Origin of the sequence: Citrobacter sp. Res13-Sevr-PEB04-36, from assembly GCF_015672735.1 — a bacterium.
GTDB lineage: Bacteria > Pseudomonadota > Gammaproteobacteria > Enterobacterales > Enterobacteriaceae > Citrobacter.
Genome location: NZ_JADABY010000079.1, coordinates 1 through 13,292, shown reverse-complemented (window position 1 = coordinate 13,292; position 13,292 = coordinate 1). Strand labels below are relative to the sequence as shown.

At 53.7% G+C, this 13,292-nt stretch carries 13 protein-coding genes; 10 read left to right on the top strand and 3 right to left on the bottom strand.

Annotated features, from left to right (window positions below; all coding sequences use genetic code 11):
- The first annotated feature begins 16 nt into the window (after window positions 1-16).
- From tatA to tatD, 4 genes are read left to right on the top strand one after another with little or no spacing between them, the layout of a single operon-like run.
- Complete coding sequence (tatA, locus tag IMQ48_RS22090; protein ID WP_096758907.1) at window positions 17-271, top strand: Sec-independent protein translocase subunit TatA; 255 nt, start codon at window positions 17-19, stop codon at window positions 269-271.
- Between the two features lie 3 nt (window positions 272-274).
- The gene (tatB, locus tag IMQ48_RS22085) at window positions 275-823 is read left to right on the top strand and encodes a Sec-independent protein translocase protein TatB (protein ID WP_196210679.1); all 549 of its coding nucleotides are present in this window, start codon (window positions 275-277) and stop codon (window positions 821-823) included.
- A gap of 2 nt (window positions 824-825) precedes the next feature.
- Window positions 826-1,614, top strand: coding sequence for a Sec-independent protein translocase subunit TatC (gene tatC / locus IMQ48_RS22080; RefSeq protein ID WP_135323707.1), 789 nt, complete (start codon window positions 826-828; stop codon window positions 1,612-1,614).
- Window positions 1,615-1,655: 41 nt separating this feature from the next.
- Window positions 1,656-2,438, top strand: coding sequence for a 3'-5' ssDNA/RNA exonuclease TatD (tatD, locus tag IMQ48_RS22075; RefSeq protein ID WP_196210678.1), 783 nt, complete (start codon window positions 1,656-1,658; stop codon window positions 2,436-2,438).
- A 7-nt stretch (window positions 2,439-2,445) separates the two neighbouring features.
- On the opposite strand, the gene rfaH is transcribed toward tatD, so the two are convergent.
- Complete coding sequence (gene rfaH / locus IMQ48_RS22070; RefSeq protein ID WP_196210677.1) at window positions 2,446-2,934, bottom strand: transcription/translation regulatory transformer protein RfaH; 489 nt, start codon at window positions 2,932-2,934, stop codon at window positions 2,446-2,448.
- A 204-nt stretch (window positions 2,935-3,138) separates the two neighbouring features.
- On the opposite strand from rfaH, the gene ubiD reads away from it, so the two are divergent.
- Both ubiD and fre read left to right on the top strand, forming a co-directional pair.
- Complete coding sequence (gene ubiD / locus IMQ48_RS22065; RefSeq protein ID WP_196210676.1) at window positions 3,139-4,632, top strand: 4-hydroxy-3-polyprenylbenzoate decarboxylase; 1,494 nt, start codon at window positions 3,139-3,141, stop codon at window positions 4,630-4,632.
- Window positions 4,633-4,672: 40 nt separating this feature from the next.
- Window positions 4,673-5,374 carry an NAD(P)H-flavin reductase gene (gene fre / locus IMQ48_RS22060; protein WP_196210675.1) on the top strand — a complete coding sequence of 234 codons (702 nt, stop codon included), beginning with the start codon at window positions 4,673-4,675 and terminating at the stop codon, window positions 5,372-5,374.
- Window positions 5,375-5,716: 342 nt separating this feature from the next.
- On the opposite strand, the gene fadA is transcribed toward fre, so the two are convergent.
- Both fadA and fadB read right to left on the bottom strand, forming a co-directional pair.
- Window positions 5,717-6,880: an acetyl-CoA C-acyltransferase FadA gene (gene fadA / locus IMQ48_RS22055; RefSeq protein WP_196210674.1), complete on the bottom strand. Its 1,164-nt coding sequence runs from the start codon at window positions 6,878-6,880 to the stop codon at window positions 5,717-5,719.
- 9 nt (window positions 6,881-6,889) lie between these two features.
- Window positions 6,890-9,079, bottom strand: a complete 2,190-nt coding sequence (gene fadB / locus IMQ48_RS22050; protein ID WP_196210673.1) for a fatty acid oxidation complex subunit alpha FadB — start codon at window positions 9,077-9,079, stop codon at window positions 6,890-6,892.
- Between the two features lie 189 nt (window positions 9,080-9,268).
- On the opposite strand from fadB, the gene pepQ reads away from it, so the two are divergent.
- Genes pepQ through hemG form a run of 4 tightly spaced genes read left to right on the top strand, consistent with a single transcriptional unit; the run spans window position 9,269 to window position 13,261 of the window.
- Window positions 9,269-10,600 (top strand): Xaa-Pro dipeptidase, encoded by a 1,332-nt coding sequence (gene pepQ, locus IMQ48_RS22045; protein ID WP_196210672.1) that lies wholly within the window; start codon window positions 9,269-9,271, stop codon window positions 10,598-10,600.
- On the top strand, window positions 10,600-11,214 hold the full coding sequence (locus IMQ48_RS22040; RefSeq protein WP_196210671.1) for an IMPACT family protein: 615 nt from the start codon (window positions 10,600-10,602) through the stop codon (window positions 11,212-11,214). The genes pepQ and IMQ48_RS22040 overlap by 1 nt, the downstream gene beginning before the upstream one ends.
- A 38-nt stretch (window positions 11,215-11,252) precedes the next feature.
- Window positions 11,253-12,704, top strand: coding sequence for a Trk system potassium transporter TrkH (trkH, locus tag IMQ48_RS22035; protein ID WP_196210670.1), 1,452 nt, complete (start codon window positions 11,253-11,255; stop codon window positions 12,702-12,704).
- Window positions 12,705-12,715: 11 nt separating this feature from the next.
- The gene (gene hemG, locus IMQ48_RS22030) at window positions 12,716-13,261 is read left to right on the top strand and encodes a menaquinone-dependent protoporphyrinogen IX dehydrogenase (RefSeq protein ID WP_196210669.1); all 546 of its coding nucleotides are present in this window, start codon (window positions 12,716-12,718) and stop codon (window positions 13,259-13,261) included.
- The last annotated feature ends 31 nt before the right edge of the window (window positions 13,262-13,292 follow it).

Here is a 13,292-nt window from a genome sequence, read left to right as displayed (position 1 = left end):
TGACAGAGGAACATGTATGGGTGGTATCAGTATCTGGCAGTTGTTGATCATTGCCGTCATCGTTGTACTGCTATTTGGCACCAAGAAACTCGGCTCCATCGGTTCCGACCTTGGCGCGTCTATCAAAGGCTTCAAAAAAGCGATGGGTGATGATGAACCCAAGCAAGATAAAACCAGCCAGGACGCTGATTTTACTGCTAAATCCATCACCGATAAGCAGGGCGAAGTGAAAAAAGAAGACGCCAAAAGCCACGATAAAGAGCAGGTATAATCCGTGTTTGATATCGGTTTTAGCGAACTGTTATTGGTGTTCGTGATTGGCCTCATTGTCCTGGGGCCACAACGACTGCCGGTAGCGGTAAAAACGGTCGCGGGTTGGGTTCGCGCGTTGCGTTCCCTTGCAACTACGGTTCAGAATGAACTGACCCAGGAGCTTAAGCTTCAGGAGTTTCAGGACAGCCTGAAGAAGGTTGAGAAAGCGAGCCTGACAAATCTGACGCCGGAGCTGAAAGCATCGATGGATGAACTGCGTGAAGCTGCGGAGTCAATGAAGCGTTCTTACAGTGCTAACGACGCTGAAAAAGCGAGCGATGAAGCGCACACTATCCATAATCCGGTGGTGAAAGACAGCGAAGCACAGCACGAGGGGGTTACCCCGGCTACCGCTGAAGCGCAGGCCAGCTCGCCAGAGCAAAAACCGCAATCCACGGGTGTTAACACGCCGGAGCTGACGGAAGCCGCTTCCGCTACGTTGACGGTTGCAGAAAAGAAAGCTGCCGCACCTGTTGTCGAATCCTCCCCCTCGTCGAGTGATAAACCGTAAACATGGCTGTAGAAGATACCCAACCGCTCATTACGCATCTGATTGAGCTGCGTAAGCGACTCCTGAACTGCATCATTGCGGTAATCGTGATCTTTCTGGCGTTGGTTTACTTTGCCAACGACATTTACCATATGGTCGCGGCGCCGTTGATTAAACAGATGCCGCAGGGTGCGACGATGATCGCCACAGATGTGGCCTCGCCGTTCTTTACCCCGATAAAGCTCACTTTCATGGTGTCGCTGATCCTGTCAGCACCAGTGATCCTATACCAGGTATGGGCATTTATTGCGCCAGCTTTATATAAGCATGAACGCCGGCTTGTGGTGCCGCTACTGGTTTCAAGTTCGCTGCTGTTCTATATCGGCATGGCGTTTGCCTACTTTGTCGTCTTCCCGCTGGCGTTTGGTTTCCTTGCCAATACGGCCCCGCAGGGCGTACAGGTTTCGACGGATATTGCCAGCTATCTCAGCTTTGTAATGGCGCTATTTATGGCCTTTGGGGTCTCTTTCGAGGTTCCCGTTGCCATTGTGCTGCTGTGCTGGATGGGCATTACGACGCCTGACGAATTACGTAAAAAACGTCCTTATGTCGTTGTCGGCGCATTTGTCGTGGGGATGTTGTTGACCCCGCCAGATGTCTTCTCACAAACGCTGTTGGCAATACCGATGTACTGCCTGTTTGAAGTCGGCGTTTTCTTCTCCCGTTTCTATGTCGGTAAGCGACGTACACGAGACGAAGATAATGAGGCGGAGAACGAAAAAGCTGAAGCCGCCGATAAAACCGAAGAATAAATTCAACCGCCCGTAAGGGCGGTTGTCATATGGGAGGAAGCATGTTTGATATTGGCGTTAATCTAACCAGTACGCAATTTGCAAAAGACAGGGATGAGGTTGTCGCGCGCGCCTTTGCTGCCGGCGTAAATGGCATGCTTTTGACCGGGACTAACCTGCACGAAAGCCAGCAGGCGTTAAAACTGGCACAGCATTATCCACATTGCTGGTCCACGGCTGGTGTTCACCCGCATGACAGTAGTCAATGGCAATCCTCAACTGAAGAGGCGATTGTGGCGCTGGCAAACCAGTCTGAAGTGGTCGCCATTGGTGAATGTGGTCTGGATTTCAATCGCAATTTCTCCACGCCGCAGGAGCAGGAGCGTGCATTTGAGGCACAACTGCGCATCGCTGCCGAGCTGCAGATGCCGGTGTTCATGCATTGCCGCGACGCGCACGACCGTTTCCTAACACTGCTCGAACCCTGGCTGGACAGCCTTCCAGGCGCAGTGTTGCACTGCTTTACCGGTTCACGTCAGGAGATGCAGGCCTGCGTAGACAGAGGGCTGTATATTGGCATCACCGGATGGGTCTGCGATGAGCGTCGGGGCATGGAACTTCGGGAACTGTTGCCGTTTATCCCGGTGGAAAGGCTGTTGATCGAAACCGATGCTCCTTATTTACTCCCCCGCGATTTAACACCGAAACCGGCTTCACGGCGTAATGAACCTGCGCACCTGCCGCATATTCTTGAGCATATTGCACACTGGCGCGGGGAGGACCCTCTGCGCCTGGCTGCCGCCATCGACGCCAACGTCAGAACACTCTTCGAAGTCACCTTCTGAGGCGGATTTAGATTTTTCGAAAACCGGTGTTTTTCACGCTCTGCTTAACCTCTTTATTCAGCAGGTTGAGCAGCAGCATGGAACGTGCCTCGCCATCCGGTTCGGTGAAAATTGCTTTCAACCCTTCAAATGCACCTTCGGTGATAATCACGCTATCTCCTGGATACGGGGTTTCCGGGTCAACAATCCCCTCCGGCTTGTAGATGGAAAGCTGGTGAATAACGGAAGACGGAACTGTTGCCGGCGTTGCGCCAAAGCGGACGAAATGGCTGACGCCACGCGTGGCATTGATGGTGGTGGTGTGGATCACTTCCGGGTCGAATTCGACAAACATGTAGTTAGGGAAAAGTGGCTCACTGACTGTAGTACGTTTTCCACGCACCATTTTTTCCAGGGTGATCAAGGGCGTCAGGCAGTTCACCGCCTGTCTTTCCAGGTGTTCCTGGGCACGCTGAAGTTGCCCGCGTTTGCAGTACAGTAAATACCAGGCTTGCATAATAACTCTTATCCGCTTGTTCTGAGCGCAAGCATAACAAAAGCCATGCGCTAAGTTAATTATACCCGCCTCAACGCCTCCCTAAACCTATTAGGTATATAATCCCAGTGCTTTCATATACCACCAGAGTTCACGCTAATTTAACAAAAATACAGCATCACAATGATGAACGCCGTATAATGAGGCGCTTACGAAGAGGCCACAATGGACGCCATGAAATATAACGATTTACGCGACTTCCTGACGCTGCTTGAACAGCAGGGTGAGCTCAAACGCATTACGCTTCCAGTGGACCCTCATCTGGAAATTACTGAAATTGCCGATCGCACGCTGCGTGCGGGCGGGCCTGCGCTGTTGTTTGAGAACCCTAAAGGCTATTCGATGCCGGTGCTGTGCAACCTGTTTGGCACGCCAAAGCGTGTTGCGATGGGGATGGGGCAAGAAGATGTCTCTGCGCTGCGGGAAGTGGGTAAGCTGTTGGCGTTTTTGAAAGAGCCGGAGCCGCCAAAAGGGTTCCGCGATCTGTTTGATAAGCTGCCGCAGTTCAAGCAAGTTTTGAATATGCCGACTAAACGGCTGCGCGGTGCGCCTTGTCAGCAAAAAATCGCATCAGGCGATGACGTTGATCTTAACCGTATTCCCATCATGACCTGCTGGCCTGAAGATGCCGCCCCGCTGATCACCTGGGGACTCACTGTGACGCGTGGCCCGCATAAAGAGCGGCAGAATCTGGGCATCTACCGTCAGCAGCTGATCGGTAAAAACAAGCTCATTATGCGCTGGCTTTCCCATCGTGGTGGCGCGCTTGATTATCAGGAGTGGTGTGCTGCGCATCCTGGTGAGCGTTTTTCGGTTGCGGTAGCGCTGGGGGCCGATCCGGCAACGATTTTAGGGGCGGTGACGCCGGTACCTGACACGTTATCGGAATATGCGTTTGCCGGACTGCTACGCGGAACCAAGACCGAAGTAGTTAAATGTATTTCCAACGATCTCGAAGTCCCTGCCAGTGCGGAGATTGTGCTGGAAGGGTATATTGAACCGGGGGAGTTGGCACCGGAAGGCCCGTATGGCGACCATACAGGTTACTACAATGAGGTGGATAGCTTCCCAGTCTTCACTGTCACGCATGTTACCCAGCGAGAAGATGCTATTTATCACTCCACCTACACCGGGCGTCCGCCTGATGAACCTGCCGTGCTGGGCGTGGCGCTGAACGAAGTATTCGTGCCGATTCTGCAAAAGCAGTTCCCGGAAATCGTCGATTTTTACCTGCCGCCAGAAGGCTGTTCGTATCGACTGGCGGTTGTCACGATCAAAAAACAGTACGCCGGTCATGCCAAACGCGTCATGATGGGCGTTTGGTCGTTTTTACGTCAGTTTATGTACACCAAATTTGTTATTGTCTGCGATGATGATGTCAACGCACGTGACTGGAATGATGTGATTTGGGCGATTACCACCCGTATGGACCCGGCCCGGGATACGGTGTTGGTAGAGAATACACCGATTGATTACCTGGATTTTGCCTCGCCGGTCTCCGGCCTTGGTTCAAAAATGGGCCTGGATGCCACCAATAAATGGCCGGGTGAGACCCAACGTGAATGGGGACGTCCGATTAAAAAAGATCCCGAAGTGACCGCGCGCATTGACGCAATTTGGGATGAATTAGCCATCTTTAATGACGGCAAAAGCGCCTGAGGCGCGATCGTTTTGCCTATTGATCCGACAGAGAGAGCGCATGACAACCTTAAGCTGTAAAGTGACCTCGGTAGAAGCTATTACTGACACCGTATATCGCGTCCGTTTAGTGCCAGACGCGGCGTTTTCCTTTCGTGCTGGTCAGTATTTAATGGTCGTGATGGACGAACGGGATAAGCGTCCGTTCTCTATGGCATCAACGCCGGATGAGCACGGGTTCATTGAGCTGCACGTGGGTGCCTCTGAGCTTAACCTGTATGCCATGGCCGTCATGGATCGCATTCTCCAGGATCGAGAAATCAACGTGGATATCCCGCACGGCGAAGCCTGGCTGCGTGACGATGAAGACCGTCCGCTGATCCTGATTGCAGGCGGCACTGGCTTCTCTTACGCGCGCTCGATTCTGTTGACAGCGCTGGCGCGTAATCCAAACCGTGACGTGACCATTTACTGGGGCGGGCGTGAAGAGAAGCATCTCTACGATCTCGGCGAACTGGAAGCTCTGTCTGTTACTCACCCTAATCTGCGTGTTGAGCCTGTGGTGGAACAGCCTGAAGCTGGCTGGCGTGGCCGTACGGGGACCGTATTAACGGCAGTATTGCAGGATCACGGCACGCTGGCTGAGCATGATATCTACATTGCCGGGCGTTTTGAGATGGCAAAAATCGCACGTGACCTGTTCTGTAATGAGCGTCAGGCACGTGAAGATCGCCTGTTTGGTGATGCGTTCGCGTTTATTTAAAAATAAAAAACCCGCCCCTGACAGGCGGGAAGAACGGCAACTAAACCTTCTCTCTTCGCCATTGGCACCATAACTGCGTTGGCTGCGATCATTCACCCGAATCACTTACTTGAAGTAAGCTCATCGGGATGAATGAGGGACATCCGTGTCCCTCACTGAAAGCAGCCTTCGGCTGTTCAAATTCGTTCCTGACGAATTTGTCATTCGCTTGCCGTCTTGTTCTGGCTCCAATGGCTTTGAGATAACATTTTGTAGGCCGGATAAGACGTTTTTACGTCGCCATCCGGCATTGTTGCCCGGGGCGCTTCGCTTGCCTGGCCTACAAGATGTGGCACTCTGTGATTACACTCTTTCAAATACCGTGGCGATACCTTGACCCAACCCAATACACATCGTCGCCAGACCAAACTGCACGTCTTTGCGCTCCATCAGGTTCAGCAGGGTGGTGCTGATACGCGCACCAGAACATCCCAGCGGGTGGCCCAGGGCGATCGCCCCGCCGTTGAGGTTGATCTTCTCGTCAATCTGCTCCATCAAACCCAGATCTTTAATGCACGGCAGGATCTGCGCAGCAAAGGCTTCGTTCATCTCAAACAAACCGATGTCACTGACGGAAAGCCCGGCTTTTTTCAGCGCCAACTTTGAGGCTGGAACCGGGCCGTAACCCATGATTGATGGATCGCAGCCGACCACCGCCATTGAGCGAATGCGCGCGCGTGGCGTCAGGCCCAGTTCGCGGGCACGGCTCTCGCTCATTATCAACATAGCAGCGGCGCCGTCGGAAAGTGCGGAAGAGGTACCGGCAGTGACCGTACCGCTAACTGGATCAAACGCCGGGCGCAGGGTAGACAGCGCCTCGATGGTGGTTTCCGGGCGGATCACTTCGTCGTAGTTAAACTGTTTCAACACGCCGTCGGCATCGTGACCGCCAGTCGGGATGATTTCATTTTTAAATGCGCCAGACTGGGTGGCAGCCCAGGCGCGAGCGTGTGAACGTGCGGCGAAGGCATCCTGCATTTCACGGCTGATACCGTGCATACGAGAGAGCATTTCTGCCGTCAGGCCCATCATCCCCGCGGCTTTTGCCACGTTGCGGCTCATACCCGGATGAAAATCTACGCCGTGGCTCATTGGCACGTGACCCATATGCTCCACGCCGCCAATCAGGCAAGCCTGAGCATCGCCGGTCATAATCATGCGCGCCGCATCGTGCAGGGCCTGCATGGATGAACCGCACAAGCGGTTGACGGTGACAGCCGGGACGGAGTGTGGGACTTCCGCTAGCAGTGCGGCGTTACGGGCGATATTGAACCCTTGCTCCAGCGTCTGCTGTACGCAACCCCAGTAAATGTCATCGAGAGTCGCTGGCTCAAGCGCTGGATTCCGCGCCAGCAGGCTACGCATTAAATGTGCGGAGAGATCTTCTGCCCGCACGTGACGGAACGCGCCCCCTTTCGAACGGCCCATCGGGGTACGGATCGCATCAACAATTACAACCTGTTCCATTGTGACTCCTTAAGCCGTTTTCAGGTCGCCAACCGGGCGGGCAGGCTCAACCGAGGGATAGTACGGTTCGTTATGACGCGCTTTATTACGCAATCCTTCCGGCACCTCATACAGTGGGCTGAGGTGCTGGTATTGCTGCGCCATATCGAGGTATTTGGCGCTGCCGAGTGTATCCAGCCAGCGGAACGCACCGCCGTGGAACGGAGGGAAGCCGAGACCGTAAACCAGTGCCATATCGGCTTCCGCCGGGCTGGCAATGATGCCTTCTTCCAGGCAGCGCACCACTTCGTTGACCATTGGGATCATCATGCGGGCGATAATCTCATCATCGCTGAAGTCGCGTTTCGGCTGGCTGACGTCTGCCAGCAGGCCATCGACCGCAGCATCCTCTTCTTTCTTCGGCTTGCCTTTGCTGTCTTCTTTATAACGCCAGAACCCGAGACCATTTTTCTGTCCAAAGCGGCTGGCATCGAACAGTGCATCGATCGCGTCGCGATAATCTTTCTGCATCCGCTGCGGGAAGCCTGCGGACATCACTGCCTGCGCGTGATGTGCGGTATCAATACCGACTACGTCCAGTAAATATGCCGGGCCCATTGGCCAACCGAACTGTTTCTCCATCACCTTATCGACTTTGCGGAAGTCCGCGCCGTCGCGCAGTAACTGGCTGAAACCGGCGAAGTAGGGGAACAGCACGCGGTTTACAAAGAAGCCAGGGCAGTCGTTGACCACAATCGGCGTCTTGCCCATCAAGCTTGCCCAGGCGACGACTTTGGCGATGGTTTCATCCGAGCTTTTCTCGCCGCGAATAATTTCAACCAGCGGCATCCGGTGCACCGGGTTAAAGAAGTGCATGCCACAGAAGTTTTCCGGGCGCTTCAGGACGCTGGCCAGTTCGCTAATCGGAATGGTCGACGTGTTCGACGCCAGCACGGTATCCGGGCGCACTTTATCTTCGGTCTCTGCCAGCACCGCTTTTTTCACTTTTGGATTTTCAACAACCGCTTCCACCACCACGTCCACGCGATCAAAGCCGGTGTAGTCGAGGGTTGGCTGGATAGTGGAAATCACACCTGCCATCTTCAGGCCGTCGATCTTGCCGCGCTCGAGTTGCTTATTCAGCAGCTTGGCGGCTTCGGTCATGCCCAGCGTCAGCGATTTGTCGTTGATATCTTTCATGATAACCGGCACGCCTTTCCAGGCAGCCTGGTAGGCTATACCGCCACCCATAATGCCTGCGCCCAGAACTGCGGCTTGCTTCGGTGTCTCAATATCCTTCGTCAGTTTTTTCGCTTTCGCTTTGACAAACTGATCGTTGAGGAAGATACCGACCAGCGCACGTGCCTCGTTGGTGTGCGCCAGCGGAACAAAACTTTTGTTTTCCAGATTCAGCGCTTCTTCACGACCAAAGCGGGCGGCAGCTTCAATCGTTTTCACGGCGGTGATCGGGGCTGGGTAATGTTTCCCTGCCGTCTGCGCAACCATGCCTTTGGCGATGGTAAAGCTCATGGCCGCTTCAATTTTGCTGAGTTTCAGCGGCTCCAGTTTTGGTTGGCGTTTGGTCCGCCAGTCGAGGTCGCCGTTGATTGCCTGACGCAGTACCGCCATTGCGCCCTCGAGCAGTTTTTCCTGCTTCACAATGCCATCAACCAGACCGATTTTCAGTGCCTGCTCGGCACCGACGTCTTTACCTGCGGCAATGATTTCCAGCGCGCTGTCTGCACCCAGCATGCGTGGCATACGCACGGAACCGCCAAAGCCCGGCATGATGCCCAGCTTGGTTTCCGGTAGACCGATGCGCAGGTCCGGGGTTGCCAGACGGTAGTCGGTCGCCAGGACGCACTCGCAGCCGCCACCCAGCGCATAGCCGTTGACTGCAGACAGCGTTGGGACAGGCAGATCTTCCAGGCGATTAAAGACGCTGTTGGCAAAGTGCAGCCACTGGCTTAGCTGTTCTTCAGGAACAAGGAACAGTGAAAGGAATTCGGTGATATCGGCACCGACAATAAAGGCTGCTTTGTTAGAACGCAGCAGCAGCCCTTTTAAATCATGTTGTTTCTCCAGCACATCCAGCGCATGGCCAAGGCTGGCTACGGTTGCCGTGTCGAGTTTATTGACCGAGCCAGGGGCATCGAACACCAGTTCGGCGATGCCATCTTCCAGCCAGTCGAGGTACAGGGTGTCGCCTTTGTAAAGCATGTCAGTCTCCTGAATCCGCAAGGTGATCTGGTCATACCAGATGAATCGAAGTGTGTATTTTGTGTTAATAAAATGCAAATGAATGATTAAAGAAATGACGGGCCGATCACGCTCGGCAGAAATCACGCAGTCACAGGACGATGTGCTAAGATGCGGAGACTTGAGGTCAAAAAAACAGAAGGGTAAATAATGGAATCACTGGCCGCACTCTATAAAAATCATATTGTTACCTTACAGGAACGGACCCGCGATGCGCTGGCGCGTTTTAAGCTGGATGCGTTACTTATTCACTCCGGTGAGCTGGTTAACGTTTTTCTCGACGACCATCCGTATCCGTTCAAGGTCAATCCGCAGTTTAAAGCCTGGGTACCCGTCACGCAGGTTCCCAACTGCTGGTTGCTGGTGGATGGCGTTAATAAGCCTAAGTTGTGGTTTTACCTGCCGGTGGATTACTGGCACAACGTTGAGCCGCTACCTACCTCTTTCTGGACCGAAGAAGTTGAAATCATTGCGTTGCCAAAAGCCGACGGTATTGGTAGCCAGTTGCCAGCTGCCCGCGGCAATATCGGGTACATCGGCCCGGTACCGGAACGTGCGTTGCAGCTGGACATTGCTGCCAGCAACATCAACCCGAAAGGGGTGATCGACTATCTTCACTATTACCGTGCGTATAAAACCGATTACGAGCTGGCCTGCATGCGCGAAGCGCAGAAAATGGCGGTAAGTGGACACCGTGCAGCCGAAGAAGCATTCCGTTCAGGGATGAGCGAGTTCGACATCAACCTTGCGTACCTGACTGCCACGGGGCATCGCGATACCGACGTGCCTTACAGCAATATTGTCGCGCTCAATGAACATGCCTCCGTGCTGCATTACACCAAGCTGGATCATCAGCCACCGTCAGAAATCCGCAGCTTCCTGTTGGACGCCGGGGCGGAATATAACGGCTATGCGGCAGACCTGACGCGGACCTGGTCGGCTAAAAGCGACAACGACTATGCACAGTTGGTGAAAGACGTTAATGAAGAAGAATTGGCGCTGATTGCAACCATGAAAGCGGGCGTCAGCTATGTGGACTATCACATTCAGTTCCATCAGCGTATTGCGAAGCTGCTGCGTAAACATCAAATCATCACCGACATGAGTGAAGAGGCAATAGTGGAAAACGATCTTACCGGGCCGTTTATGCCGCACGGTATTGGTCACCCGCTGGGCCTGCAGGTCCATGATGTCGCTGGTTTTATGCAGGATGACAGCGGTACGCATCTGGCCGCACCGTCGAAGTATCCGTATCTGCGCTGCACTCGCGTGCTGCAGCCGGGCATGGTCCTGACCATCGAGCCGGGCATTTACTTTATTGAATCGCTGCTGGCACCGTGGCGTGAAGGGCAGTTCAGTAAACACTTCAACTGGCAGAAAATTGATGCCCTGAAACCGTTCGGCGGTATACGTATTGAAGACAACGTGGTCGTCCATGAGAATCATATCGAAAATATGACTCGGGATTTGAAACTGGCGTAATGGACAGTTGGTTAATCCCTGCGGCGCCGGTTAGCGCCGTTGAAGAAATCAAAAAAAGCCGCTTCATTACGTTGCTCGCCCATACGGACGGCGTAGAGGCGGCAAAAGCGTTTGTTGAGTCAGTCAGAGCAGAGCATCCGGACGCCCGCCACCATTGCGTGGCGTGGGTAGCGGGTGCGCCGGATGACTCGCAACAGCTAGGCTTTTCGGATGATGGCGAACCGGCGGGGACGGCAGGGAAACCGATGCTTGCGCAGCTGATGGGCAGTGGCGTCGGTGAGATTACCGCGGTGGTGGTGCGCTACTACGGCGGTATTCTTCTCGGTACCGGTGGGTTGGTAAAAGCCTACGGTGGTGGGGTGAGCCAGGCATTGCGGCAATTAACAACGCAGCGCAAGACGCCGCTTACCGAATATACTTTGCAGTGTGAGTACGGCCAACTGGCAGGTATTGAAGCACTGTTGGGGCAGTTCGACGGTAAAATCATAGCCAGTGATTTCCAGGCATTCGTTCAGCTACGGGTAGCGCTTCCTTACACGAAAGTGAATGAATTTTCAGCAAGGCTGGCGGATTTTAGTCGAGGTTCATTGCAATTGTTAGCGATTGAAGAATAATCCCCACCTCATTTTAAAGAACTAAGGAAGCGGCAGAGATGCATTTTCGCGCCATTACCCGAATCGTAGGACTACTGGTTATCTTATTCTCGGGGACAATGATTATCCCCGGACTGGTAGCGCTCATCTACCGTGATGGGGCGGGTCGTGCATTTACGCAAACTTTCTTTGTCGCGCTGGCGATTGGTTCCATGTTGTGGTGGCCGAACCGTAAAGAAAAGGGCGAACTGAAATCCCGCGAAGGGTTTCTTATCGTGGTCTTGTTCTGGACCGTGCTGGGCAGCGTGGGTGCACTACCGTTTATCTTTTCTGAAAGTCCGAACCTCACGATCACCGATGCGTTTTTCGAATCCTTCTCCGGTTTAACCACGACGGGCGCAACCACGTTGGTGGGGCTGGATTCATTACCTCACGCGATTCTCTTTTATCGTCAAATGCTGCAATGGTTTGGCGGGATGGGGATCATCGTGCTGGCGGTGGCTATTCTGCCCATTCTTGGCGTTGGCGGTATGCAGCTTTACCGGGCAGAAATGCCAGGGCCGCTGAAAGACAATAAAATGCGTCCGCGTATTGCCGAAACGGCGAAAACCCTGTGGCTTATCTATGTATTGCTGACAGTGGCCTGTGCGCTGGCGCTGTGGTTTGCCGGCATGCCTGCGTTTGACGCTATCGGCCACAGCTTTGCGACCATTGCTATCGGCGGCTTTTCAACGCATGACGCCAGCGTGGGCTATTTTGACAGCCCGACTATCAACACGATTATTGCTATCTTCCTGCTGATCTCCGGGTGTAACTATGGTCTGCACTTCTCTTTATTAAGTGGGCGTAGTCTGAAGGTCTATTGGCGCGACCCGGAATTTCGCATGTTCATTGGGGTACAGTTGACGCTGGTGGCTATCTGTACGCTGGTGTTGTGGATCCACAACACCTATGGTTCGGCGCTAACGACAATCAATCAGGCCTTTTTCCAGGTGGTATCAATGGCGACCACAGCGGGGTTCACCACGGACAGCATTGCCCGCTGGCCGCTGTTCCTGCCCGTGCTGCTGCTGTGTTCTGCCTTTATTGGTGGTTGTGCCGGGTCAACGGGCGGTGGCTTGAAGGTGATCCGTATCCTGCTGCTGTTCAAGCAAGGTAACCGTGAACTGAAGCGCCTGGTCCACCCGAATGCGGTTTACAGTATTAAACTGGGTCACCGTGCATTGCCGGAACGTATCCTCGAAGCGGTGTGGGGATTTTTCTCGGCCTATGCGTTGGTCTTTATTATCAGTATGCTGGCGATTATCGCGACCGGTGTGGATGACTTCTCTGCATTTGCTTCCGTTGTCGCGACGCTGAATAACCTGGGGCCTGGGCTGGGCGTGGTTGCCGACAACTTTGCCAGTATGAATCCGGTGGCGAAATGGATCCTGATTGCCAATATGCTGTTTGGTCGTCTGGAGGTCTTTACTCTGCTGGTACTCTTTACCCCTACCTTCTGGCGTGAATAATGGAGTAACGCGTGAAAACACTGATTCTTTTTTCTTCCCGGGATGGGCAAACGCGCGAAATCGCTGAGTATCTAGCTTCCGAGCTCAAAGAGCTGGGCGTCTGGGCGGATGTTATGAATCTGCACCGCACCGAAGAGCCTGACTGGCAGCACTATGACAGCGTGGTGATCGGTGCCTCGATTCGCTACGGTCACTACCATTCTGCTTTTCAGACGTTTGTGAAGAAGCACGCTACGCGGCTGAACGCGATGCCGAGTGCGTTCTACTCCGTTAATCTAGTCGCCCGTAAGCCGGAAAAACGTACCCCGCAAACCAACAGCTATGCGCGCAAGTTTCTGATGAGCTCGCCGTGGCGACCCGATCGTAGCGCGGTGATCGCTGGCGCACTGCTTTATCCTCGCTATCGTTGGTATGACCGCGTCATGATCCAACTGATTATGAAGATGTCCGGTGGCGAAACGGATACGAATAAAGAAGTGGTCTATACCGATTGGGAACAGGTTGCGAGTTTTGCGCGAGAAATAGCCCAATTAACCAACAAAGCGTCGTTAAAATAAACGTAAAGAATAAAAAATACGCACTCGGAAA